This is a genomic window from Sphingobacterium sp. JUb20 (genome assembly GCF_004342035.1).
GTDB lineage: Bacteria > Bacteroidota > Bacteroidia > Sphingobacteriales > Sphingobacteriaceae > Sphingobacterium > Sphingobacterium anhuiense.
In genome coordinates this window covers 375,009-401,293 of the sequence record NZ_SLYV01000001.1, presented here as the reverse complement: position 1 = coordinate 401,293, position 26,285 = coordinate 375,009, and the positions used below count along the sequence as shown (strand labels likewise).

The following is a 26,285-nucleotide window of genomic DNA, read 5'->3' as shown; positions in this document are numbered from 1 at the left end:
TGCGGAAAATTAGGCATCATATTTGTGTCGTCAGGTCGTGCAAACACTTGAGGGACAATTTCCCAGCGTTTTGTACGACTATAATATAACCATTTATACCACTGTACATTTAAATATATAAATCAACCACAAAAATGATGAAGAGAAGTACCCGGACCATGCTTTGCCTTATGGCAGGTATTGTTGTATTAGCATCCTGTAAAAAGGAACTTGTAGAAACATTGAAAGATAATCAGAACCAGCTCAGTTCTATAAGATCTTCTCAAGTTTTAAATTTTTCTACCGCAGAATTAAAGAATTATTTCGATCATGCCAGGAGTCAAGATGCGAGTGGAGTTAAAAAGTTGAAAGCCTCTTCTTCTGGGGGACCTGAAGGTTTTAGTTCTTTGGGAGCACTGGCAAGCACTGATCCCAACGCGCAGATGCTTGTTTCCGTGATCGATGATAATTACATGGAAGATGTACTGAATGGCAACGGCGAAATTGTTGTCAGCGATGTGCTTTATAAAGTGACACCTTATGGAACGTTCTTTGCCGGTAAAAACAATACCGACAACCTCAATAAAATGTATGCGTCAATTGCCTCTGCCTATCCCATTACAACAGATGATGACTCTTATAAACGTCTCGATCTTACTGCTTTCATGGATAAGAATGCAGATTTAGGTCTTGGTGATGAGGTAGTTTTTTTAAAGGATAATATCGGCTTTATTCCAACTTTTGTCGATGATAAATCACTTAATTTACCTACAAGACCAAATAGATTAGAAGGTTTCATGGAAGATGAAGCCGATACAGGTCGTCCCACTCGTGAAAGTCGCCCTGATGACGGCACTACACGACCTAGCCGTTCCGGTGATGGAACGGATGGCACTACACGTCCAAGCCGTGGTGGCGATGGAACAGGTGGCACACGTCCTCCCCGTGAAGGTGGTGGTACTACCGTAACGAATGGTCCTCGTCCAAGTCGCGGTGGTGACGGTACACCACGCCCGCCTCGTAACGCAGGAACACCGGTCACATCGAGTAATGAGCTTGATCCTGCTATGTTTGAGAACCTAGTGGCCCGCCAGATGAATAATCCTGAAGGAAAAATATTGAAAACAATATTTGAAAACAGTACAGAATACAATTATTTTGACGATAGTGATTATAGAACCAGTGTTTTACTATACAACCGAAATTATGGCTTTGCAAGAAGTGTCGGAATAAAAGTAAAACAGCAAAAAGCGGGTGGATTTTTTCAACTCGGAATCTGGGGTAAGGTCAATGCCGAAGAAATCGTTGCCGGTTGGACTGCGGTAGAATTTGAGACATTAGATCTTATTCCGCCTATGAGCTTAACTTCAGATGCTTGGCGCAGTTTTACCGATCCTACCTGGAATAAGCCCGATTATATTCCTGTATATAAAGCCGGTGATATCTTTCAGATTCTAGTTCCCTATGATATTCCTAATATCTTTCCGATTGGTCCCGATAATATTGCGGGAGAATTCAAGATTAATGAAAAGACAATAAAGCCTCTTTTGAAACTAGGGTGGGATGCACTTAAGAAAAAACTAGAAACCCCTGGGGGTGGCAAAGTGAAGACTATCAATGTTAAAGATGGGACTATTGAAGAAGTCGCACTGGTAGATCTGGACAAAGCAACTTTAGGCTTGATCTATAAAAAGGTAGAAACAGCAGGAGCAGATGGCAAAGTTAAATGTGTTTTGATGCCATATGCAGCTAAAGAATATAATCAGGATAAAATCGAGAAAGAGTTCGCGTTTGCTATTCAGGACTTTGAAATTAAGGTATCAACAGATTTTACGAACATAAAATTCGATCCTAAAACACTTGATAATCTTAAGAAATCGATAAAAAATGGCTTTAAATTTACCAGAGCCGATGTATTTGGAGCTTCAAAAAGAAACGGAGCATGGCGTGGTGTTCGTGTTTATACCAAGTAAGAGCATCGCTATAAATGTACTGCTTTATTAAATAAAGACTTTGCTCAATAGCAGGATATTTTATTCGTCAAGCCGTTTAAACAACTATTAAGTATTATTCATAGCATCATGATGCATATGCTTTACTTTTAGCGAGTCACGGGAACACAGGTTCCCGTGACTTTTTTATTTTATCTGCTTAAGTCAAAGGACAATCCGCTAACCCAGCCACTCGCTGCATTTGGAGAGTATATTGGTGTACCACTTTTGGTCTTTCCATCACTCATAATCAACAATCGAAAATGTCTACTTGAGAACAACCTTTATAAACTATGAAACAACTACGAACCATACCGATAAGTTAATCCGTTTTTTGGAAGAAAAGACAGACAATTTGAAAGCAATTAATAGTAAAATTTGATTATGAAAAAATGCGTATTAATAATAGACCCGCTTTTATCAACAGGAGTGATAGCTAACGTTGCATTGCTATTTATGGTGATAAAACAACCATAAATAACTAACCAAAAAATTAAAACTAATAGGGGTTTAGCTTATGATCAGGAAGTAATTTTAACAAAAAACAGAAGTATAATAGATAGCGCTCTCATAATGTAAAAACTCCATAGGCAAGACCTTTTCGGGTAAGCTCCTCTGGCAGGATATCGTCATATTTATCAAATACCGGAGCCTCTTTGGAATAAAGGAATGTCATCGGGTCTATTTCTTTTTTATCTCTTCCTCCACTATACGGTAAAATCATGCTCAGTCAAGTTCATGGTGAATTGCATGTAGTAAGGAAGTTTCGAGTAGAATCCTTTAAGACCCATTAAAGAAAAAAATATCACGAAAAATCTGTCTTAGCGTAGGTGATAGAAACGGTATCCCTTTGCTAAGCAAAAGACATATTGAATAGTAATGCCCTACGTTCCTTTTAGGAATGTGACGTGAGGGAGGGAAACGCTTAGAAGAGCTCGCTCATGTCAATGAAAGGGTTTTCCTTCATGATTTCATAAATTATTAACGCAATAAGGAGATATAAAAAGAAAAAAGAATTATATTGTTTATCTGTATTCTCATGAATACTGGCCAGTAAGAATAATTAATTTCGGCATGCCACCGACCGAAATGTAAATGTATTTTTATAGAACTGACGACAATGACAGGAAAAATGAATAAAGAATAAAAAATATGACACATAGATATTGGGGAAATGTTGAAGCAGATTGGGCTGGATTTTCGTCCGACATAACTTTCTCAAATCCTTTTTTTGACACCCGAAATGTTGAAGTTTTTTTGGGAGATGAATATGATGAAGATGGAGAAGAAATTGATGAACTACCGAGCGAAAATCAGCTGACAGAATTTGCAGAAACTTATAAAAATTTTATAGCGGATATTGAAACGAATATCAAAAGTATTCAAGACAAAGCCTATGAAAGATATTTAAAATTATATGCACATTTCTATGAAAATTCTGAAAAATCAGGTGAACCAGCATTGAATATTGACAACACCGATAAACATAATGACCATATTAAAGAGATTATGTATTTGAGAGTTTTGGATGATAAGACAATTAAAGTATCTATTCGTTACAAATTGGATTCAGAACATGGACTTGAATTTAAGTTTGTAGGTGGACAAATAAAAGATGTTGGTGGAATTGCAGAAACATAACGATAAAAAACTCCACTAATAAGGGGGGTGAGCCACTTTAAAAGAGAACACAAAAACAAAATTTAAAGAAATCTATGGATAAAAAAGCCAAAAACATATTGTTCAAAACGTATTGGAAAAATGGTTGGATTGATGCTAATGAAATACAAATAGATGCTGCTGACTTTGAGTATGCAAAATCAAAAGGTTTGATGTTTGAACCTTTAACCATTTCTCATGACCAATGTTTGGACAAGATTTTTGAGATACTTCCAAAAATTTCAATCGATAAAGTTTCAACAGCATTTTTAAGTAGTCTTTCCAATAGGCGTTTAGATTGGCGTTCCAGTTTGGCTTCCTATTTTATAGCGAAACAATTGGTTCCTCATCAATATACAAAAGCAGTAAGTGGACAAAGTTTTGGAGAAAATGGAGAAGTAACACACGAGAGTTATACTTGTGGAATTTGCAGAGATTTAAAATATGGCATTATAGGAGACAAGGATTATATCAATGAAGACTTAAATGTATTGAATTTTGAACGAATAAAATGGGGCGGAATTAGACACGGAAACCTTATTTACACTTTGTTCGACCTTCAACAACTACAAATAGCAGAAATCCCGGAACCTTCTACGGAAGATGTTGAGATTTTTATAAATATATTATCGATTATCAAAAATTCTCAACCGAACGATTATCCAAGTGCATTAGAAAAAAACTTATCTACTGTTTTGAAATCAACGAAAGATGAGCGAAAAATATTAATTGAAATTTTAGCTTGTATTAACATTCTTAAACCAACTTCCTATGACAGACCGAGTAGAGGCAAGCACGATTGGACTTTTGTTGAATACTGGCGTGGAGAAGACAAATATAATGAAGAAGCTCTGAATACATATTTTGGAAAATATATGATGTAAAAAAGCGAACTCACAACGTTGAATTAAGAATTTCGTACCTGAAATATTTCTCTGATATTTTTTTATAAACTTGAACTTTAGTGCTTCATAGCAAAGAAAATATCATGAAAACTCAGAACAACATGTGCGGTCAGCTGATCTGAAAAAATAAGATATACTTATTAGAAAATCAAAGCGTTATGAAATTTCAGACGCTTTTTTTATTTAAATGTGTAACATTTTCTGTTTCTTATGCTCTAAATCCTAAAAACAGCAATGCAGGTTTTAAATTTCGAAGAGATATACCACGAGTACTGGAAGAGAATATTTCGTCTTTGTATGGGTTATGTGAATGATCATGATGCGGCAAAAGATCTTTGTCAGGAAACATTTGTGGCTGTTTTTCAGCAATTGCCAAAATTCAGGCAGGAAGCATCAGTCGGAACTTGGATTTATAGAATTGCTACCAATATTTGCTTAAGACAGATGAATATCGACAAGAGAATGCCAAAAAGCGAGCTCCCTGTTGAGATCAAAGATAATTCTGAAAAAGATAACAAACTGGAACAAGATAAAATGACCGATTTTCTTTATCAATGTATCTCAGAATTACCTGAATTGGAAAGGATCATCATCTCTCTGGAACTGGAAGAAATGAAACAGGCTGAAATTGCTGAAGTCTTAGGGATTTCGCCTACCAATGTCAGAGTAAAAATACACAGAATCAAAGAAAAATTAACCAAAAAATTTAAGAATTATGCAAACCGATAACATCAATTTCCGAGATATTTGGAACAATAAAAATGCAGATATTCCTAATATTCAGCAAATAAAAACTACTGCAGAAAAATACAGAAAAAAACAATTGAGCGGAACAGTTTTAATGATGCTTTGTTTTTTGGCAACAGCATTCGGAATGATTTTCATTTGGAATGTCATTAATTTCAAAATGTTTACAACCAGTTTAGGAATTATATTAATTCTTATTGCGCTGGCTCTTTTCATTTATTTATCTTATCAAAACGTCAACGTGATCAGGACAATAAATCCATCGATCAGCAATCAGGAATACCTTTCTTCTCTAAAAAAACTACAGCGTCAGCAGCTTTATATGCAGACGAAAGGGATTAGTATCTATTACATTTTGCTTTGTGCTGGCTTTGCCTTTTATTTTTATGAATTTGCTTTATTCATGTCAACAACGTTTGCGTTTTTAGCTTATGGATCAACTTTCTTATGGTTGGCAATCGTATGGTTTTTCCTGAGACCCAGACAGATCAGAAAGCAGAACCAAAAGATATCAAAGATTATCGATTCTCTGGAAACTATTGAAAAAGATTTAGGGGAATAAATGTATTCAATTAGTACCTATCAATAGTAATTTCCGATCATGTAAGTAATGGAAAAATGTACAATCTGCGAAAGAAACGAACTCGTACTATACTATATGCATAGAAAATAAGCTTTACCTTTGGCACATTTAGATTATCAAATTTATGATTTTAGAAAAATTATTTAAGGAATTTGATGTTGATACGAGCTTATTTACTTCAAAAGAAGCAGAATTATTTGATAATTCTTTTGAAAAAATACTTGTCAAACGTAACGGCTTCTTAATTCGGGAGGGGGAGTTAGAAAAGTACAGTTATTTTATTTTTGATGGAATTGCACGCTGCTGGACATTAAATGATAAAGGCGAAGAACAAACTTTTTGGTTTTGTAAAGAAGGAACATTTTCCATGTCGAATATATCCTTTACCTTAAAAAAGAAATCGGACTTCAACGTACAAACTCTTGTAGATAGTATAATTTATAGAATCGACAAAGATAGCGTAATCCAAATTTATGAAGAAATTCCCCACTTAAAAGCAATTTTTGATGATATGACGGCTATATTGTTAAGTAGAATCTTAAAAAGAAATATTGACTTGATTAAATATTCACCTGAGCAGTATTATTTACTGTTGATGGCTGAATATGGTAGTGTATTAAATTTTATACCACTAAAAGATATTGCATCTTATCTTGGAATAACTCCACAAGCCCTAAGCAGAATACGCAAGCGTGTATTTTAACTTGAGTTCAGTAGTTAGTGTGAAAAACTCTGTTGCTCAACACTATCGCTTGTTCATCCTGTTCAATAAATGGATTAAAGCAGGAGAGGGTTCTGTAAATTCACTCAGCCCCGATTGACCGAATTTTTACCCTTGCTATTCAAAGGGAAGAATGAAACAGGGGAGGATCAGGTATTTTTCGGTCCACTTCGATCTTTTCATCTAATTTTCTCCTATTTAGAATTAGTAATTCATCTCTGAATTCTATACTTTTAAAATTTTCAAATTTTTTAGAGGAGGTCAGAGGTCAATCTTTTTGAGGGTAAAGCGATAGTGAATATGCTAATGTTGCTTTCGGACAAAGACAATATAATCTGTGCTGACCGGCTCAAGACCATTCTTTCTCATCTCTGTTGCTATTTGAGCTCTATGATAAGTTCCGTGATTAAAGGTATGTAATAATATCTCTTCAATGGAGTTTACAAATTTATCATTTTTAGTGTTTTTATATTGAATGCTATGTTTGTCATAATCGTTGTGTTTTTTGATCTTTTCACCTAAGCCAGCTGAAGCCAAATTATGGTATTGTTCGCATTCCATAATACTATGTTCATCCCAAACGCCTAGGTATGGTTTTTCACCATTTAATCTACTTAACCAGATTATTTGTGCATTAACAATATGACTCATTAGTCGTAAACAGGAGGGAGGAATTATACTTCCTTGAGATTTTATTATACTGATGACTGATTTATTGGCCCAGTCATTATATAACCATAAATGTTCAATCGGATTTGACATTGTAAATAAATTACTTTGATTTAAATATACGCAATAATTTCTCTAAGAATTCATTTTGTGAACGGACTTCTTATTTACTTTGAGGAGTGATTACTTTAAAAAAGATGGATAGCTTATCATTTTCTTATAAATGTGTTATCAAGCCAAGTGGAGTAGGTGTCGTGATGAGCATTTCTTAATAGTCACCTAGATTGTAGTGGAAGCATTGTTCCTATGGAAGAGCAAGCGCTATTGGTCATTGACGATGCACTTGCCAATATAGATGAGGGACAGCTTTTAGGAGAAGTATTTATAGAAATAGATCATTTAGAAGAATTGGAGGATAAAATCCAATTTTACGGCAAGCAGTATAAGTTTATCTCCAATCCAGAATATTATGTTTTTTCATTCGATCCGAAGCGGGTCTTAATACGTAATTATGCCTTACGTACAGGCAATCATCTTTTGTATTTAGCTTATATTGGCGTAGATTATCCCACCCATATCATCGATGAGATACGCGATCTTGAAGATCTAACCCGTTCCCTGATCTGCCTAGATCAAGAACAGGCAAGAGAATGGTTTAATAAACATGATGTTACTATGGTACAGTCCGATATCTCGATATATGACAAGGATGCTATTTTAACCATTTTTTTACTTGGAACGGATCAACAAATATCGATTCCTTTAGAAGAAAAGGATGAGCTGGTTTATAATTTGATGGATACAGAAGACTTACTGCAACTCCGTGATCTGTTCTGGATTGATCCAAGGATAAATTAAAGGATCATTAGTTCAATATTTATTTGTTAATGGTTGCGATGGAGTAAATGACAGACGATGAGGATTATGTTTATAATCAAAAGTTCAATAAAATATCATTTTGCTTATTGCAGAGTCATTTATTGTGGCAACGGAGAGTCCATATTAAGAAAAGTGAAAGTCTAATAAAAAAGAAGTAATATTGTTAGGTCACCAGCTTGAATTAGGATTTATTCTTTATAGGGGAAGAACAGTAGTATATCATCTTTAGCCGTCATAATATGGACAATTCAAAATATAGGAAAGTACTTTTTCGACAAGAAAACAAAGAAACTGACTTGACGAATGAATATCGCCAAAAATTGAAAAATTTATTTCCAGAATTTTTGTGTTCAGACGTTGAAAAAGTGTTAGCTATAATGCCATTGGCAGAACCAATTTATAGTGATCCATATGAACAACGATATAAAGTTAAAAATGGAATACATGGAAAATTAACAGACATTCAATTGACGACAGGTGAAGTCATTTGTTTAATTTCAAGAATTTATTTTGCGGAACCAAGTGTAGAACTTGAAAATGAACTGACCGAAACGCAGAAACAAATCCTAAATTGCATATACTCGAGACATCACAATGGATACATTAGAGAAAAGCGGCTAAAACACTTATTTGGTTCTGACCACGAATGGGTTATATTTTTTAAATTGCAATTACTTGGAGAATATGTTATTGAAATACTTTTTGAACTTGATAAGCATATAAATGGCAGCAATATTAATCAGTATAAACAGTTGATATTTAATAATATAAAATATTGGGAACAAACAAAAAGTAGAGTTACAAGTTATTGGAACGAGTATTACAGATATCCAAATTACAAAAAAATAGAGGACTATATCGGTTACAAAATAATGAAAAGGATAACCTAAACACATGATCAATAAAAGAGTGATTTTTTTCTTCCAGTGCAGATTCTTCAAGAGCTCAGTTACAGGAATAAGGTTATGATGTATTGGTTAAGTTTAATATGAAGCCAGATGCAATGAATTACTTTAATCAAGTTGGTGTAATGCATAGAACAGCAGCAATTGCATGCAATTGAGCAGGTACGGGAAGTTTACTGTGGAAATCAGAATAAGTAGTAATGAATTTAAGTATACAGTCTAATACACATATATTTAATAATTGGATTAATAGCTTTAAAGTAATTAAGTAATGTTTAATTTTTGGAAATTTTATAAAGGACTATTTAATAGGGATGACCATTTCGATAATTATTGGGATAAGTTCCCTGAGGGGGAAAATTTACAGTTTAAAAAAGAAACACTTTCTTTACTGAAAAACAATGTTGCAAATAAAGATGAAAAGGGATTAGCTAATACCTTAGCAGTTCTTTGTAGTGATGGAGCAGATAGCGATTATACAGATATTTTGCTACAACTTTTAGATGAGAAATGGCACATTTCTGAAGAGGACATTATAACCGTTCTTGAATTAATTAAAGACCCTAAAAGTGTGAACAAATTATATGAAGTTGCTCTTGATGTTCCTGATTACGATGAAATGAGAGCTATAGCAAAAAAATGTATATGGGCATTTAGTGCAATTAATACACCTGAAGCAGTTCAAAAGTTAAAGTTGTTAACACAAGTTGATGACCCAATTATAAAGGAAAATGCAATATTTGAACTTGAAGTGGTTCTCAAAAAGAAATAACTGTTAAGGTAATTATGAGTTGGAGTAAATAACAAAAAAGTTTTGACAATATGCTTGACGGCAGGTATTGCACTACAAAAAACTGAATGACGACAAAAAAGGCATATGAAGTATTGGCATCTTTGCCAGTTTATGGACCAATGTATGTGTCAGTAACAGAAAATGGAGAACCATTTTATTCCGAAGGTTTTCCTGTTCGTTTCTATAAAAATGACGGCACAGAATGGGTAGCGAACTTTCAACCAGGTTGGACAGACTTTGCAGAAATTATAGAACTAGAAAAAACTCAAAACTTGTTAGTAATTGCTCGTGGCGCGTGTTACATAATGAATCCCAACGACACAAAACCTATCGACGTTTTCGGAGTTGGCTATTGTAATATTTTTAAAGCAAGTAAAAATAGATATGTATTTCAGGACCAGATCGACCTGACAATTTTTGAGCAAGATGGAACACATTGGAATACAGAACCAATTTCGTGTGATGGATTAAAAGAAATTAAAGTTGAAAATAATTTAGTATCGGGATTAGCGTTTTATCCAATGAATGATGCTGACGAATGGATTGAGTTTCAGTATGACCTTGACACAAAAACTTTGACGGGTGGAAGCTTTATTCATTTTGAGAATAAAAAACCTTGGTGGAAAATATGGTAACAGAAAAGTTTGCTTGCCCCTGTTGTGGCTACAAGACATTTATAGAAAGATCCAATGGTTTAATAAAATAAATGCTAATATATTTAGTTTTTATTCGTATCTTTATTACTGTTAACCAATTGATAAACAGTTATGAGTGTACATTCAAGACGTTTAAAGCCGCCTAAGAAGAATGATGAGCTTTTGAAAGCCATTTTTGAGGATAATTTTCCTGATTTTTTGCGGTTTATGTATCCAGATGCCGATGCTACCTTTGATCTCGGGCGTGGATTGACTTTTATGGATAAAGAATTGTTGGAGATTATTCCCTATCGTGAGCGTAAGAAAGGGAAGCGTGTGGCAGATCTTCTGGTCAAGGTTTATTTAAAAGACGGAAGCGAGAAGTGGATTTTAGTGAATACGGAAATTGAAGGCGGACATGATTCCGATTTCTCACATCGTATCTTTCAGTATTTTTACAGACTACTAGATCGTTACCGTGTTCCTGTGGAGACCATTGCTGTTTTTACTGGAGGGCGTTCACAGCCATGTACTGATGAATACCATTTTGCAGTTTTCCGTACGTCATTACGCTTTCAGTATTTGAGCTATCAAATTTTTGATCATGACGAATCAGAGCTACTCGATATGGACAATATATTTGCGTATATTGTTTTGGCATGCCAGAAAGCTTTAGATGAAGATAAGATTCCAGAGCAGGAGCTCGCCGAGCAACGTAGTACAATCGCTCGAAGGCTCATCGAGACCAATAAGTATAGTAAAGATCGTATAATGAGCTTTTTAGTTTTTTTAAAGAGTTTTCTTTTTATACGAGATAAAGAAATAAATAGTAACTTTGATCAATACATTTATCAAGTGACAGGAGGCACAATTCAAATGGGTGTAATAGAAACAATCAAACGACAAGAAAGAGAAAAAGGAATCCAAGCTGGAATCGAAAAAGGAATTCAGTCAGGAATTGAAAAAGGCGAACGAAAAAAAGCCCTTGAGACAGCTTTAGAATTCAAGAAAATGGGCTTGCCTATTGCAGATATTGCAAAAGGTACAGGTCTTACCGTTGAAGAGATCGAAAAACTGAAATAAAACTCAGATCATATAGAAAACGTATACAGCCATTCTTAACAGAATGGCTGTATACGTTTAATACCATCCTTATGGCTTCCCGTATTTTTTAATCAAACAAATGCTTTATTTTCGGACTTTTAAAACAGTATTCATCATACACCATGATCGTTACCAGTACCAATATCATCGAGGGGAGAGAAGTCCTGCGTTATTTTGATCCTATATCAGCAACAGTCGTTATAGGAGCAAACCGTTGGTGTTAATAAACATCAAAAGGGCCTAATTCTCATTAGACCCTTTATCTTGGCGTTTAACTGCACAGTAAGTTTTATGTTTCCTATCGTTTCCTCTTTTTTGTTTCGTCATCCAAATTGTTTTCAAGCAATTGGATTTATTTACTGTACTACGTCATTTATCGTTTTACACTTTCATGCTGAAAGTATGTTTGTTATCGCTTTGTATAATAAGAACACCTGTCGAATAGAATAGTTCAAAAAAGTTTAAAATAATTTCACCTATTCATTTCCTTCATTCACCGAATTTTTAGTTGGTTTAGTCTAATTGCCATAGGGTAGGGACGATTTACACCCTACTTTTGAATCAACAAATAAGAACTAACAAACTATAAAATAAAGACATTATGAAAACTTTAGCAAAAACATTCGCAGCAGCAGCCTTGATCGCAGTTTCTACTTTCACTATGGTAGCAGGCAAACCAGAGGTAGCAAACCCTAAAAAAGCAGTGGTCAATTTATCTACAGCAGATCTAGCCATTGATCATTACGTTGCGGTTATGACAGAAGGACAATCGGCAGGAGTAGAGCAATTGTTTACAACAGACTTCAGCCAAAAAGTACAGGCAGTAGAAGATAAAACCAATAGCCGTTCTGAAGTTATTTCCTTCTTGAAAAAGCAAAAAGGAGAGCAGTTAAACTGTAAAACTAGCACCACCATCGTACAGGAATCTGCGGACTATATGATCGCCAAAGTAACGATGCAGTTTGAAGGATTTACTAAAACTGATCTAGTGACACTGGTAAATGACGAAGGTAACTGGAAAGTATTCCAATCGATCAATTCTTATAAGTAATCAAGTTTAATCATATAATAAGTAGAAGCCACGTCGTAAGATGTGGCTTTTTTTTGTGTCCGGAAAGCAAGACTAGGTTAACAAGTTGATGCTTTTGTTGCCAGCTAGCCGACAACAAACGACTACTGTCGACTACAAACGTTTAATAACCGGCTAATAATTTTAGTTTTTCTGATGTTTGCTTAACAACATTAATTATTTAAGCAAAAGCTGAAATTATGAAAAATCACGTTCAACCCGTTTTTATTGACCCGACCACCGATGAGGGCTTCAAACGGTTATTCGGAGACAAGATCAACCTGATCAACTTTCTTAACATCATCTTTCGAGGTCGAAAAACCATTGTTGATCTGACGTATCGAGATACAGAGCGTATCGGTGTAACCGAAGAAATCGGCAAAGTTATCTTTGATCTTGTAGTTCAGATCAGTACAGGCGAAGAGATCATCATTGAGATGCAGACGAGCAGCCAGTCTAATCTAAAGCAACGCATGCTTTATTATGCCAGTAAGGTTATTTCAGATACAGCGCCCAAAGGAAACCGTAAAGCCTGGGGTTATGCCATTCCCGAAGTTTATACCATTGTCCTGATGGATGGTTTTCATATGCCAGGAGGTGATCATAAAACCTATTTTCATAATACTTGCCTGTGTAATAGAGATTCAGGGCAAATTTTTTACGAGGGTTTGGGGTTTATCTATTTAGAAATTATTAACTTTGTTAAAAGCGAAGCTGAGGTTGAAGACGAACTGGATAAAGTATTCTTTATGCTCAAAAATATGTCTACGTTAAAGACCTTGCCACGGATCATGAAATCGGCGGTATTTCAACGATTCTTTCAATTGGCCAGCTACGCAAAATTGACAAAGGAGGAACGAACTATGTATGATATTAGTTTAAAACGAAAATGGGATGCCGAAGCAGTGCGGATGTATCAACAGGAACAAGTTGAAGGACTAGAAAAGCAATTGGGAGGACTAGAAAAACAATTGGGAGGACTAGAAAAACAATTGAAAGAGGCTAAGAAAGCTGCAATAGAGGCTAAACAAGTTGCAATTGAAGCTAAAGCTGAAGGCCAACACCAAAAAGCTATTGAAACAGCTTTGAATTTGAAAGAGATGGGGCTGTCTACTCATCAGATTGCTAAAGCTACAGGCCTTACCATCGACAAGATCGAAAAACTGAAATAAATTTCAGATCATATAAAAAACGTATACAGCCATTCTGTTAAGAATGGCTGTATAAGTTTAATACCATCCTTATGGCTTCCCGTATTTTTTAATCAAATTGATCAGTACAAAAATCCCATTTCAGCAACAGCTGTCATTGGAGCCGATGCTTTGAGTGCAATTCGGTTTCAGCTTTCTTGCATTTGCTTCGCAGATTCCTTCGGGATTCTTCAGTGGGCGATCCCGCAATTGTGAGAACAAAAACAGCAGCTTAATAAGAGCGTAGTAGAGACTTTAAAGCAAAATGCACATTGCTATCGGGCAGATGCCGAAATAGGCTTCAGCGTCAATATTGATGAGCTCTTGGGTAAAGGAACACCAATCATTTAAGATCACTGCTATCGATACACCCGTATTGCTCAATGAAATTAAACATATACAAGTCAAAACTGAGGATATTATCTTACTCTTTGTTTTACACTCGATTTAAAAATAGATATCTTCATTGGTAAGTTTCGAAATTTCGGACAAGAGGAGAACCGAAGGTAGGGTACAGCTGTTATAGTAAAAATCCCAATGATGTAGTAGAATAAACTATGAATCGACTATTAATTTTATTTTTAACATTTTTTGTTCTAACTGGTTGTTCTGAGAAAAATTCGAATGACGCACTTGAAACTTTTATATATTGGTCAGGAACACAACCATCGACAGATTTAAAACTACTAAAAGGACAGTATTGGCAATCTGGAAATTGGTCAAATGAATACATAATGTATTTAAAGTTTAAACCGACTGAAAAGTGGTGGACTGAATTTATAAAACAAAACAATATTTTGGTAGACAAGGAGGATTGGGCTATACCTGATGATGCACCAACGTGGTTTATTCCATCTACCAATTCTATAAGATTTGGTGGCGGAGGCAACTTCGACCAAGGTTCAAGATATCTGCGTGACACTATCACGGGAATTTGCCTAATTTATGAAATTCAACTGTAAAATAGATTATACAATATTTAGAAGGTAATTTACAAAAAAATATTTCATCTAGATTTTCAAATAAAAACTGGAGACTGTAACGCGAACTGTGTCAACGAATAATTTGAAAAATCTTTTATATTAATTACTCATGTGACAAAATCCCTCAACACATTTAATCTTTTGCTTATTGCAAATACTTAACTAGCGGGCGATCTAATTTGAGTAGTTTTGAAGGTTTTTCACTTTGAATTTCCACTCTATTTCTAAAGTTATTTCCAAAGATATTCATCAGAGTTTTTGTTTTACATGTCGTCTGCTTTATTTTCAAAAGCTTGAATTTCTTTAATAAGCAGATTTAATTCTTTCATATAAGTATATGGGTGTAGATTTTAGTTTTTAAAACACTTTAATAACAATCCAATAGATCCCATTTTAGATAGCTAGTTATTTACAGTCAATATGTAAGAAATTAAATTTTGTCTATATTCATTGGATGTCTTTGAATTGGTCATTATATGTTTTTACGTGATGTGGAAACTCTTCTTCAAAAAAGGGATATGATATACCACAAATTATAATTTCAAAAACGTCACTGTCCATTCCTTCAATATTTGTTACTTGGCCTTTAATTTCAATTCCATTTAGATTAACTACTTTTAAATTAGGAATGTTCGCTGTTCCAATCAATTTGTCTTCTGGATAGTCAGAAATGATTACAATATTGTTTGTTAAGCAATAAGTTTTTAAAAAGTCATAACCTGAATCAATATGATCAAACGTTACGCGACCATAAACAACACCCATTGGAGCATCTGCATTTTCTAGTTCAGTTGTTGCAATTTTTTTGTTGTCAAGAAATATCTCGTAAAGTTTTACTGTCATAGGTCGCGTGTTTACTAAAATTCTATGCTTTTTATTGTCTTTTAATAATTTTAACAATCCAGTATAACGCACTAAATATCAAGCAATAGCAATCATAGCTAAGCTAAAGTATAACGCGAACTTAATTAAACCATGTAAGTCATTCCAAGGAATTTTACCAGTAATTATTGAAATAATAATAAATCCAATAAGGAGTCTTAAATACAGTTTTAAAAAAGTTAATAAACTCGATTCACGTTTCATATTACGTAGCTTAATATAAGGGCAATTGCAGTAGGTGCCGTGATGATCATTTTCTTAATAACTTTCCAATGATGACACCTGATATTAAAGTGGGAATAAAGCCGTAGAAGAATGTTTTAGCGTAATATTCAATGACAGCATCCATAATCGGTTCCTATTATTATCAGTGCTTATTTTTAACCTCTTCGTTTTCTATTTTCTTTAATAACCTGAAATAGATGATGTTGTCATTTCCACCATCCAGCGTCATCATTAAATTTCCTTTTTTCAAATTTTCATTGATATCAATAGCAAATAAATTTACTCCCCATAACTCTTTGTAGTTTTTATCCTCTTTATTATCAACAGTTAAAAATTGTCCTTCCAGTTTGTAGTTAGGAGTCTTGTCAACAGGTAAATTACTGAATATTTCTTTTAATTCTTTCACTGAGTAATTGCTGTCCTCATCAGACATCATTGAATAGATCTTTCCATTTTCATAAAATGCAAACCATTGATATTTTTGTGGCCAAGGGTTTGTTAGATTCATTTTTTCCTCATCAGGAATTTCGACTTTTTTCCAAAAACCAATTAATTCAGAAAGTTTTGGTGGACCGCCAAATTCGGATTCTTTTTCTTGAGCTACTGCTGTAGCAAATGAAAAAAATAAGAATAGAATTAGTATACTATTTTTAAGTTTTAATGGTAATGATTTTGCCATAATGTTTTATTTTACGCTCACTTATTGTATGATTATATTCTTACTTTTTTAACGTAATTATCTCTTATTCTCCTTATTCACCTCTACTGTTGTTTCACAGTCGACAACAGGTATATTCACCAACACATTATTTATTAATTTGGAAAGGATACAGTTTGCTTTTACTTACGACCTTTTTGCTCATCTTCAGTTAAACCGCTAGGGAACTAGACCTTTATCTGATAAATTCTAGTTTCCTCGTCCCATGGATGGTATCCTTGTCCAATGTATTCAAATCCTAATTTCTCATAGTATTCGATGTGGTCAGTGGAGAGGTTTAGATATGAAAAGCCGAAATTTTTTGTATCTGATTTTGCCTTTTCAATGAGTAGGTTTCCATAATTCTGGCCTCTGTATTTTTCATCAATGAATAGCGCACACAGCCAGGGATATAAATCCATTCGGCTAATGAAATCATTCGTAATCAAACCTGCACAACCGATAATTTCATTATCTTTCTCTAGCAGATACCACTGCGGTAATGATTGCGGAGCATTTATACAGTTTAAGATACAATCTTCATAGATAATTGGTAATACTTCAGACCAGCTGTTTTGGAAGTATTGAATTGCTTTCTCCTTATATTCTGGATTTTCTCTTATGGAAATTATGTTCATTTTATTCATCATTATTTTAAATAAGTTCATCTTATTTAAACGTCATAAAACCGCGAAGTATGAGCTCTACTTAATTTTTAATATAGTAATCTCATTGCTCTCTACCTTAATCTTTTTATTCTTACTCATAATTCCCCGGTTTTTATAATTGTTCGTAAGTACTACTTTTTATTTTTAGATGCAGCTACATACAATTGGAGAGGTTTTAAAAAATCAGGATTGTAGATTTTCTTGAAACTCTTCAGTAACCTCCATACATTAGTGCTATTTACTTCTTTCTTCTGTTATTTGCTTATCTATTGAATTATTTCATCTGTTTTAAAAGAAATATACCCAATTACAAGTTTACAGGTTATGCGTCAAATTCAGCATAATGGATTATTGCTTCAACTTTTTTATCATCAGATTTATAGCCTTCGTCTGCTAGCAAATCTTCATAAGAATATTGGGCAATATCCATTTCTAAAAAGTATTCATAGCCTGGATATTTTGTAGTGGCTATCTGAGTTATCTTTATTTCCCAATCCTCTTGTTCTACCTCCAATACAACAGCGTCAGAAGCAGATTGAAATTTTCCTTCAATTCTTTTAGCAAATATCACAGAAACGATTTCGTCATTTGATTGGTAGTTTCTGCAGTTGAGTATAATTTGTTTTAATTCCATTTTATTATCTTCCTATTGTTTAATATCGTGTGCTTGTGATCCCTAGATACGGCGTATAGTTATCAAATTAGTATGGATATCTAATTTTAAGCTCTTAATATTTATAATATTTTATCTCTTATTCTCCTTATTGACCTCTGCTTTTGTTTCACCATCGACAACAACTATTTCTATGACTACATTATCCATTAATTTAGAATCGCTACCATCAGCTTTCTTCTTGGGTTCTTTTTTGTACCTAATGATGATTTGTTCATCTTTAGGAGTGGCATCTGGGAAAAAGCCATCTAAACTTTTGAAACCGAAAACTTTCTTAGAATTCCTAAATGTCTTAAGTTATAATTTTGAGGTTGATCTAAGATATTAAGACATTTTGTGAAAAACAAATCAAATCAAATTGCTGATTTTATGTTCCTGCCTTCCAATTTTCTTTTAATTTGCGAAAATAATAGAAAATGGAAAGAAAGATTTACGGGAAACCGTATTTCTAACATGCATTTTTTATTCAAAAAAACATATGGCTGAAATTTGCAGCAAATAAAAGCTAATATATTTAGTTTTATTGTTTCTCTTTGGATATTGAATAAGGATGGACACGATATTAGATAACCGGTTGCTCAACATTCTTTCGTGTTCATCCTGTTCAATATTTAATTAAAGCAGGGTAGAAGAGTCTGGTAGTTCACTTTATAGTAAAGGAATTTAAGATAGAAATGTCAACCCTGTTGGAATAAGGAGATAATAATATATACTAATTGCGATGAATGTACCATTGACAATCGAGATCTTGAAGGACTTAAAGCATAAGGGATACAATATCCTGAAGTCCGAAAATAGTGTGGATGATGTTATACAGCATTTTGTCCCTACCAAAGTAAACGACCTATGGGCGTTTATGAGCGAGTTTAAGGAAGAGTCTGCTACAGTTGTTATCGAGCAGATCCTGGATGTGCCAGAGGAAGTATTAGAAGGAAAATTCTTAAGGGTTTTCTGATTGATCTATTAATTTTAAAAAACTATACAGATGAATTTAAAGCAAATACACAAAGAATATATACTTCGCCACATTCTAAGGGCACTGTCTGGAAGAATCATTACCCGCCCATCAAAGAACTTAGCAAAATTGATTTTCGAATAAATAAAGACTACACTTTCTAAAAGTAGGATCGGAAAGCGATGGACTATGGCTATGCAAGACGGGATGATTTATTTGTACGACGGCTCATTATTGATCGACAATAACCAGATTTAAAATGCAATCAAGCCCGTTTTTCTAGGACGTAAAAACTGCCACTTTCTGTGTTTAACTGTTTAGTTTTGATTTATTGTATTTTTGATTTCATAACCAGATCGATCTACTTTGGATAGGTAAATATTATTTTATATATTAGTTTTATAATCATTCTTTTGTGCTTATGCGCGCAACCGCTATTAATATAATTGCTATTGTAGGAAGAGCAATTCGGCATTGAGCATTGCTCGGTAAATCCAAATCTAGCGATCCGAAATACTGAGTACTCTTTTGGTTTTAACGACTTTATTTATTCAGCTAACAACACAAATTATGTCAATTAAAATTCCAGTAAAATGCGACGAGAATTGGGATAGTATGTCACATACTTCCCAAGGGATGTTATGTTCAAGATGTAATATTGAGGTGATAGATTTTACTGATTGGAAAACAGAAGATATAGTTACCTATGTTCAAAGATCCAAGACAAAAGTTGGCGGGAAATTACTGAATACCCAATCGCATACCTCGTATAAATCCAATCTGAAGAATAAGTTGTATTTCTCTAAACTACGCCTCGGATTAATCATGTCAGGACTATTGTTTGCAAAATTTGTAAAGGCTGAATATCATATAGAAAACACTCTATATGAGTATTTCAATGAGCAAAAGGATTTAAAAGATAGTATTACCATCAAAGGTATTGTGATAGATGAGTCTCGTAGACCATTAAACGGTGTACATATCTACAACATATTAACGAAGGAATCTAGCACTACAGATGATAAGGGACGTTTTATTTTAAAATTCTCTAATGAACAAAATTTTAGATTTTTAAGATTATCATTTAGTTATGTTGGGTATGATATTAGAGAGGTTGTTTATGACCTTTCGAAGAACGCTAGATTGAAGGTGGAGTTAACAGAAGCAAGCCATGAAATAGGAGAGGTGATTGTTACTGATCCCCGTGCGAGAGCACATAAGAACATCGATTTGTTAAAACATCCAAAATAAGTAGATAAATGAATGCTACTCTATGAGCATGAGTTGAAAGAGCCTCTGAAACCGAAAACTAGCAACTTTAAATTCAAAGCGAGACAACAGGTTTTCTAATTCCGAACCTCTTAAAACTGCTACTGCATGCTGTTCTATTTGTAATGCTCGTAAAACTTATTGTTAAATAATTCAGTTGGATCGTATTTTAATTTAAGTTGAAAAAAACGGTCAGCGTTAGGATAAGATTTTCTCATTTTGTCCTTGTCAATATGTAAACGATAAGGCAAGTAATAAGTACCATTGTTTTTCAAGGCAATATCCACAAGTAAGTTTGTCAATTTTTTCATTTCTGCCTCTTGTTTATTTGTTTTCTTTTGATTGAACAAGATTACAAAACCAAATACATTTTCTCTAGCATAGTTTAAATAACTGTCATTGTCTTGATGAACGCCGCGAATAGTTATGTTGAGTAAATCTATTTTTGAGTTTTTTAGAATAGGTTTCATATCCCTAATGAATTGATTAAAATTTCTCTCCGGAATAAAATACTCTTGGAGTAAGTCGGTTGAAGAACTGTCTTTGTTTTCAATTAGTGAAACATGGTCGTTTAAAAGTTCGTTTCTTGAATAAATTTCATTTTTGGAAACTTTATTCATTCCTGTTTCCAAATCCCAGCGAAGTCGTTTTCCATATTCGCTGTTTACACTACCCCTAAATACCAATCTTTGCGTTTCCTTACTTTTTCCGTTTTGTAAAACAGGTATTTCCACGTCAGCCTTTTCAAAAAAGTTTAATGTTGCTTCTTCTAAAAAATGTTTGTCAGAAATACGTAGTCTGCCAAAAACTAGATTTACATTTGGATTTTCCGAAATGTATTTTTTGTAATAGGTTAAATAATTCTCGGGACTTAAACGAATGTATTTGTATTGTAAAGCTTCATTTTCTACCACTTTTAACTTTACGTCTAAAACAATTCCAAACAAACCGTATCCTCCGATTACCAACTTAAAAAGTTCCGGGTTTTCCTGTCTACTACAATTGATAATCTCCCCGTTTTCTTTCATTAAAGTAAATGAGACTACACTTGCAGCAATTGGCGGTAAGTCTTTTTGCCAGCCATGCCCGTTTACACTTATTGAACCACCAATAGAAAACGAACTGAATGCTTGCATTATAGCAATTGATTTATCGTATTTATTTAAATATTCTAAAGCATTTTCCCACAAAGAACCAGCACCGATTGTCAAAATATTATTTATTGTGTCAAGCTCCATTTGATTGTAGGGGAGCATATTTAGCATAATTCCATTCGGATACATGGTATGGCCTCCCATACTATGTTTAGCACCAGCAATTGATATTTTTAGATTATTTTCTTTTGCATATTTCAAAACATCTTTCAGTTGAATTTCAATTTCTCTTTTGTCATTCGGAACTTGAATAATGGTATCAACTTTGGTTAAGTTCAGTTGACTCGCATCATTTGTAAACCCTTTTGGGATTTGAATAATAAGGTCCTTTTCATTCCATTTTGTTTTTAAAATATGAAAAATTGGAATAGATAAAAATATGATTATTGTCAAAAGCCCGATTGTCCAAAGATGTTTTTTCTTCATTTGTTGATTTAATTATAAAGTGTTAGTCCAATATAAAACACTTTTCCTTTCCGTTTATTTACACCTGTAGCTTACGAAAAGGTAATTGTCTATAGCATCATAGAGTAAAAGGACACTTATTGGATTAAAAGTATGAAAATTAAAATGATTCTACTTCATTGAAGTATCACTGCTGCTAATTCTTAAATTCCACCAGCTTATACAGTTTTATCGTCAGTCACTAAATCCTCAATCTTTCCTTTAAAAAATCAATCCTTACATTATCTTTGGCTAAATATTTTAGTCTTGTAATTCAGTTGTTTATCAGATTGTGTAAATTTAACACCTATTTTAGCTAAATATGTTAGTATATTTGATCGAGTATTTATACCTTTAAAGTATAAACAACAGACGGGATAGAGATGATTTTTTAGGAAATGGAACGGAATATAGTGCATTGTGATCTTGACACATTTTTTGTGTCCGTAGAGCGTTTGCTCAACGTAGGGTTGGTGGATAAACCTGTGCTTATCGGTGGGACTTCCGATCGGGGTGTGGTGGCATCCTGCTCGTACGAAGCCCGGAAGTATGGCGTACACAGTGCCATGCCCATGCGGCTGGCCTTGCGTATGTGTCCCGAAGCCATTATTGTCAGGGGCGATCATGACCTGTACAGTCATTATTCCTCTATGGTCACCGAGATTATCGAAGAAGTGACACCTGTGGTTGAAAAAGCCAGTATCGATGAACATTACCTTGACGTGACCGGTATGGACCGCTTCTTTGGTTGCTGGCAGTGGACGCAGGAATTACGGCAGCGCATTATAAAAGAAACAGGATTACCCATTAGTTTTGGACTGTCCGTCAATAAAACCGTCAGCAAGATCGCTACGGGTCAGGCCAAACCGTCCGGTGAACTGTTTGTCAACAGCGGTACCGAAAAAGGCTTTTTGGCACCGCTTTCCATACGCAAGATTCCGATGGTAGGCGAGAAGTCCTATACGTTGCTCCGCAATATGGGTATCAGCAAGATCGGCACGCTGCAACAGATGGAAGCCTTCACCATGAAACATGTGATGGGGGAGAACGGGGTCACCATCTGGCGAAAAGCAAACGGTCTCGATGATTCCCTTGTGCTGCCATTTCGGGAGCAGAAATCCATGAGCAAGGAAACAACTTTTCAGCAGGATACCATTGATATGGATCTGCTGCGCCGAACACTGATCGGTATGGTCGATACCCTTGCATTTGAGCTTCGCAAAGATCAGAAACTCACCAGTAGTATCACGCTCAAAATCCGTTACAGCAATTTCGATACCCACACCCAGCAGGTCAGGGTAGCCTTCACCAACTCGGATAAGCTCATTACCGAAAAAGTAATGGCACTTTTTAAAAAGCTGTACAGCCGGCGCATGCTTATCCGCCTTATCGGGATCAAGTTTTCCAACCTCATCTACGGCGCCTATCAGACCGATCTGTTCAATGACAGCAGTGACGAAGTCAACCTGTTGCAGGCCATGGACAAGATCCGCTTACGCTACGGCAGTCAATACCTGATGAAAGGCATCTGCGCTCCAGAACCACCATCAAGGAAAGGAGGTGACCATGCTCCTTAATCTGCACAGCTATTACAGCTTACGCCATGGTACGCTCAGTCTCGACGAACTGTTGGAAGGCATGCTTGCCAATGGCTACGATACTGCCGTGCTCACCGATATCAACAACAGTACCGGTTCCATAGACTTTATCCGAAAAGGCCAGCAGGCAGGACTCAACATATTGGCCGGCATGGAATTCCGTCAGGACGACACCTGCTGTTTTATCGCCATTGCGCAGAATGAACGGGGCTTTAGCGAGATCAATGCTTACCGTACACAGCTCAACTTCGAGAACGCAAAAGTTCCATTGCAGGCACCAGAGTTCAAGGAAGTATTTGTCATTTACCCGTTGCAGCGCATGGGCAGTTTTGCTCTGAAAGACTACGAATATATCGGTATCCGTCCATCGGAGCGGAGCAAGGCCATCCTGATGGATAAGCAGCTGCTTTCCAAAGCCGTTATACTGGCACCGGTGACGTTCCGTACAGCAGATCATACCTTTCATCGTCAGCTCAGAGCCATTGATCACAATCTGCTCATTTCGCAGCTCTCGGACGAACAAGTAGCACCCGTAGATGAAGTCTTTGTACCCAAGGCAAGGCTGATGAAAATCTATGCCGATCTGCCACAGCTCTTGAACAACACCCATCGGCTGTTGGCACAATGCCGCTTTCAGATGGATTTCCAGAGCGTGAAGAACAAGGCCACTTTTACCGGAAATCGCTACAATGATAAACAGCTCCTGCTCAAATATACCGGAGATGGATTCGAACACCGCTATGCCAAGAACGACCCCGTAGCCCGGGAACGCATTGCACGCGAATTGGAGATCATCGAACAGCTCAATTTCTCCAGTTACTTTCTCATCACCGACGATATCTGCCGTTATGCCCGCCATCGCGATTACCATTACGTAGGTCGGGGGTCCGGTGCCAATTCCGCAGTTGCTTACTGCTTGGGTATCACCGATGTCGATCCCATTGCCCTCAAACTGCCTTTCGAACGTTTCCTAAATCCCAAAAGGAAAAGTCCACCCGATTTTGATGTTGACTTTAGTTGGCGGGACCGTGACGATATGTACGACTATATTTTCAATCGTTACCAGCACGGCTATACCGCCCTCATGGGAGCGATGAGCACCTTTCGGTCACGCAGTATCCTTCGAGAACTTGGCAAAGTCTATGGTCTTCCCAAATCCGAAATTGACCGTCTGGTACACGAGCCCGAGCATATGCTCAATAAAAATGAAGTGACCAATACCATCTTGAGCGTCTACAACCGTATGGCCGATTTTCCCAATCAGCGGACCATCCACGCCTCCGGAGTGCTTATTTCCGAACAGCCATTGGTCAGTTATTGTGCGCTCGACTATCCGCCTAAAGGATTGCCGACCATGCAATTTGATATGTATGTCGCCGAAGAAATTGGATTTGAAAAATTCGATATCCTTTCCCAGCGTGGTATCGGGCATATTAAAGACTGCCGGGAGATCGTGCATGCCAATCAGGGCATCACGATTGATACCCGTCAGCCAAAACGTTTTTTCGAAGACCCCCATATCGCCCAGCAGCTCCGCTCGGCCAATACCATCGGTTGTTTTTACATCGAGAGCCCCGCCATGCGGCAGCTGCTCACCAAACTGCACTGTGACGATTACCTTACGCTCGTTGCCGCATCCTCGATTATTCGACCAGGAGTATCGAGCAGCGGGATGATGGCCGCCTTTATCCAACGGCACCATGATCCCAGTCAGGTGGTATATCCGCATCCCGTATTCAAAGAACAGCTGGAAGAAACCTATGGTGTCATGGTTTATCAGGAAGACGTGATGAAGATCGCCAATGCCTACGGTGGGCTGGATATGGCCGATGCCGATGTCCTCCGTCGTATGATGTCCGGTAAATACCGAAGCAAAGACCACCTCATCGAGATCGAGGGGAAGTATTTTGACAACTGCAGGGCAAAAGGGTATGACGAAAAAGTGAGTCGGGAGATCTGGCGTCAGATGGAGAGTTTCGCAGGATACTCGTTCAACAAAGCCCATTCTGCCTCCTTTGCTGTCGAGAGCTATCAGAGTCTCTACCTCAAGACCTATTTTCCACTCGAATTTATGGTCAGCGTGCTCAACAATTATGGCGGTTTCTATAACCGCAAAGTCTATGTCAACGAAGCCCGTGTTGCGGGCGCTACCATCTGTCTGCCCTGTATCAACCGGTCGGAGTATCAGACCAGTATCCATGGCAGCGATATCTATCTCGGTTTTGACTGCATGCAGCATGTAGAATCCAAACAAGTTGAACGATTGATAGAAGAACGTACACGGAATGGGTTGTATCAGAATCTCGAGCAGTTTATCAAGCGAACAGGCACAGGACTCGAGCAGTTGATCATTCTTATCCGTATCGGTGCATTCCGCAGTTTCGGTAGTAGCAAGAAAGAACTCCTTTGGGAAGCACATCTTTTGCTGAACAAGCATACAAAAGCGAGTCCAAGTGCCGAACTGTTTGAATCCAATAGCCGTAAACCCATTTTGCCCCCTTTGGATAGCCATATCCTGGAGGACTATTATGATGAGATGGAGCTTATAGGTTTCTGTGTCAGCGGTACCCTGTTTGATCTTGCCCGGAGTGATTTTCGAGGCGATGTTCAGAGTCGTGAACTGATGGATCATGTCGGTCGGACCGTTCGTATGGTAGGCGATTTTGTGGCCGAAAAGTTTGTGAAGACAAAGCGTGGCGAGCTGATGAAATTCGGGACCTTCCTGGATATCGAAGGCAAGTTTTTCGATACCGTACATTTCCCACCCACGTTGGCGCAATATCCTTTAAGAGGAGCCGGCATCTACCTCATAGAAGGGAAGGTCGTGCAGGAGTTTGGCTGTCCATCACTAGAAGTAATCCGCTGTGCCAAGATGCCCCTTAAGCCAGATCCACGGAGTATATAGCGG

General features: G+C 36.2%; 25 protein-coding genes. 18 read left to right on the top strand and 7 right to left on the bottom strand.

The annotated features are described in order from the left end of the window. Window positions 1-134 precede the first annotated feature (134 nt). A complete protein-coding gene (locus EDF66_RS01775; RefSeq protein WP_132840125.1) occupies window positions 135-1,952 on the top strand; it encodes a hypothetical protein in 1,818 nt (605 codons plus the stop codon). Window positions 1,953-2,538: 586 nt separating this feature from the next. On the opposite strand, the gene EDF66_RS25970 is transcribed toward EDF66_RS01775, so the two are convergent. Continuing rightward, a complete protein-coding gene (locus EDF66_RS25970) occupies window positions 2,539-2,694 on the bottom strand; it encodes a hypothetical protein (RefSeq protein WP_165902330.1) in 156 nt (51 codons plus the stop codon). Window positions 2,695-3,122: 428 nt separating this feature from the next. Between EDF66_RS25970 and EDF66_RS01770 the strand changes: the two genes are divergently transcribed. From EDF66_RS01770 to EDF66_RS01750, 5 genes are all read left to right on the top strand, one after another. Then, window positions 3,123-3,611 (top strand): DUF6985 domain-containing protein, encoded by a 489-nt coding sequence (locus EDF66_RS01770; RefSeq protein ID WP_132840124.1) that lies wholly within the window; start codon window positions 3,123-3,125, stop codon window positions 3,609-3,611. A gap of 74 nt (window positions 3,612-3,685) precedes the next feature. Further along, entirely contained in the window at window positions 3,686-4,513 is an 828-nt protein-coding gene (locus tag EDF66_RS01765; protein WP_132840122.1) for a hypothetical protein, read from the top strand. Window positions 4,514-4,768: 255 nt separating this feature from the next. Next, window positions 4,769-5,263 (top strand): RNA polymerase sigma factor, encoded by a 495-nt coding sequence (locus EDF66_RS01760; RefSeq protein WP_132840120.1) that lies wholly within the window; start codon window positions 4,769-4,771, stop codon window positions 5,261-5,263. After that, on the top strand, window positions 5,250-5,843 hold the full coding sequence (locus EDF66_RS01755; protein WP_132840119.1) for a hypothetical protein: 594 nt from the start codon (window positions 5,250-5,252) through the stop codon (window positions 5,841-5,843). The genes EDF66_RS01760 and EDF66_RS01755 overlap by 14 nt, the downstream gene beginning before the upstream one ends. A gap of 145 nt (window positions 5,844-5,988) precedes the next feature. Continuing rightward, complete coding sequence (locus EDF66_RS01750; RefSeq protein WP_132840117.1) at window positions 5,989-6,567, top strand: Crp/Fnr family transcriptional regulator; 579 nt, start codon at window positions 5,989-5,991, stop codon at window positions 6,565-6,567. 321 nt (window positions 6,568-6,888) lie between these two features. On the opposite strand, the gene EDF66_RS01745 is transcribed toward EDF66_RS01750, so the two are convergent. Continuing rightward, window positions 6,889-7,347: a DinB family protein gene (locus EDF66_RS01745; protein ID WP_132840115.1), complete on the bottom strand. Its 459-nt coding sequence runs from the start codon at window positions 7,345-7,347 to the stop codon at window positions 6,889-6,891. Window positions 7,348-7,560: 213 nt separating this feature from the next. Between EDF66_RS01745 and EDF66_RS01740 the strand changes: the two genes are divergently transcribed. The 8 genes from EDF66_RS01740 to EDF66_RS01705 all read left to right on the top strand — a co-directional run bounded on the left by EDF66_RS01740 (window position 7,561) and on the right by EDF66_RS01705 (window position 14,791). Beyond that, complete coding sequence (locus EDF66_RS01740) at window positions 7,561-8,112, top strand: hypothetical protein (protein WP_132840113.1); 552 nt, start codon at window positions 7,561-7,563, stop codon at window positions 8,110-8,112. A 260-nt stretch (window positions 8,113-8,372) separates the two neighbouring features. After that, the gene (locus EDF66_RS01735) at window positions 8,373-9,023 is read left to right on the top strand and encodes a hypothetical protein (RefSeq protein WP_132840112.1); all 651 of its coding nucleotides are present in this window, start codon (window positions 8,373-8,375) and stop codon (window positions 9,021-9,023) included. Between the two features lie 286 nt (window positions 9,024-9,309). After that, window positions 9,310-9,810 carry a HEAT repeat domain-containing protein gene (locus EDF66_RS01730; RefSeq protein WP_132840110.1) on the top strand — a complete coding sequence of 167 codons (501 nt, stop codon included), beginning with the start codon at window positions 9,310-9,312 and terminating at the stop codon, window positions 9,808-9,810. Window positions 9,811-9,896: 86 nt separating this feature from the next. Beyond that, window positions 9,897-10,466, top strand: a complete 570-nt coding sequence (locus tag EDF66_RS01725; RefSeq protein WP_132840108.1) for a hypothetical protein — start codon at window positions 9,897-9,899, stop codon at window positions 10,464-10,466. 132 nt (window positions 10,467-10,598) lie between these two features. Next, entirely contained in the window at window positions 10,599-11,549 is a 951-nt protein-coding gene (locus EDF66_RS01720) for a hypothetical protein (protein WP_132840107.1), read from the top strand. A gap of 622 nt (window positions 11,550-12,171) precedes the next feature. Beyond that, the gene (locus EDF66_RS01715; protein ID WP_132840105.1) at window positions 12,172-12,621 is read left to right on the top strand and encodes a nuclear transport factor 2 family protein; all 450 of its coding nucleotides are present in this window, start codon (window positions 12,172-12,174) and stop codon (window positions 12,619-12,621) included. 218 nt (window positions 12,622-12,839) lie between these two features. Continuing rightward, window positions 12,840-13,811 (top strand): Rpn family recombination-promoting nuclease/putative transposase, encoded by a 972-nt coding sequence (locus EDF66_RS01710; RefSeq protein WP_132840103.1) that lies wholly within the window; start codon window positions 12,840-12,842, stop codon window positions 13,809-13,811. A gap of 575 nt (window positions 13,812-14,386) precedes the next feature. Beyond that, entirely contained in the window at window positions 14,387-14,791 is a 405-nt protein-coding gene (locus EDF66_RS01705; RefSeq protein WP_132840101.1) for a hypothetical protein, read from the top strand. 468 nt (window positions 14,792-15,259) lie between these two features. Here the strand turns inward: EDF66_RS01705 and EDF66_RS01700 are convergent, their stop codons facing one another. The 4 genes from EDF66_RS01700 to EDF66_RS01685 form a co-directional block, all read right to left on the bottom strand. Next, on the bottom strand, window positions 15,260-15,655 hold the full coding sequence (locus tag EDF66_RS01700; protein WP_132840100.1) for a hypothetical protein: 396 nt from the start codon (window positions 15,653-15,655) through the stop codon (window positions 15,260-15,262). A gap of 406 nt (window positions 15,656-16,061) precedes the next feature. After that, on the bottom strand, window positions 16,062-16,598 hold the full coding sequence (locus EDF66_RS01695) for a hypothetical protein (RefSeq protein WP_132840098.1): 537 nt from the start codon (window positions 16,596-16,598) through the stop codon (window positions 16,062-16,064). Window positions 16,599-16,804: 206 nt separating this feature from the next. After that, the gene (locus EDF66_RS01690) at window positions 16,805-17,254 is read right to left on the bottom strand and encodes a GNAT family N-acetyltransferase (protein ID WP_132840096.1); all 450 of its coding nucleotides are present in this window, start codon (window positions 17,252-17,254) and stop codon (window positions 16,805-16,807) included. A 352-nt stretch (window positions 17,255-17,606) separates the two neighbouring features. Further along, window positions 17,607-17,918 carry a hypothetical protein gene (locus tag EDF66_RS01685; protein WP_132840094.1) on the bottom strand — a complete coding sequence of 104 codons (312 nt, stop codon included), beginning with the start codon at window positions 17,916-17,918 and terminating at the stop codon, window positions 17,607-17,609. A 760-nt stretch (window positions 17,919-18,678) separates the two neighbouring features. Here EDF66_RS01685 and EDF66_RS01680 point away from each other — a divergent pair. Then, window positions 18,679-18,912 (top strand): hypothetical protein, encoded by a 234-nt coding sequence (locus EDF66_RS01680; RefSeq protein WP_132840093.1) that lies wholly within the window; start codon window positions 18,679-18,681, stop codon window positions 18,910-18,912. Window positions 18,913-19,482: 570 nt separating this feature from the next. Then, on the top strand, window positions 19,483-20,163 hold the full coding sequence (locus EDF66_RS01675) for a carboxypeptidase-like regulatory domain-containing protein (protein WP_132840091.1): 681 nt from the start codon (window positions 19,483-19,485) through the stop codon (window positions 20,161-20,163). Between the two features lie 134 nt (window positions 20,164-20,297). Here the strand turns inward: EDF66_RS01675 and EDF66_RS01670 are convergent, their stop codons facing one another. Continuing rightward, a complete protein-coding gene (locus EDF66_RS01670) occupies window positions 20,298-21,761 on the bottom strand; it encodes an FAD-binding oxidoreductase (RefSeq protein ID WP_132840089.1) in 1,464 nt (487 codons plus the stop codon). 416 nt (window positions 21,762-22,177) lie between these two features. Between EDF66_RS01670 and dinB the strand changes: the two genes are divergently transcribed. Together dinB and EDF66_RS01660 are read left to right on the top strand one after the other, a co-directional pair. Continuing rightward, window positions 22,178-23,356, top strand: a complete 1,179-nt coding sequence (gene dinB, locus EDF66_RS01665; RefSeq protein WP_132840088.1) for a DNA polymerase IV — start codon at window positions 22,178-22,180, stop codon at window positions 23,354-23,356. Further along, on the top strand, window positions 23,346-26,282 hold the full coding sequence (locus EDF66_RS01660) for a DNA polymerase III subunit alpha (RefSeq protein WP_132840086.1): 2,937 nt from the start codon (window positions 23,346-23,348) through the stop codon (window positions 26,280-26,282). Before dinB ends, EDF66_RS01660 begins: the two co-directional genes overlap by 11 nt. The last annotated feature ends 3 nt before the right edge of the window (window positions 26,283-26,285 follow it).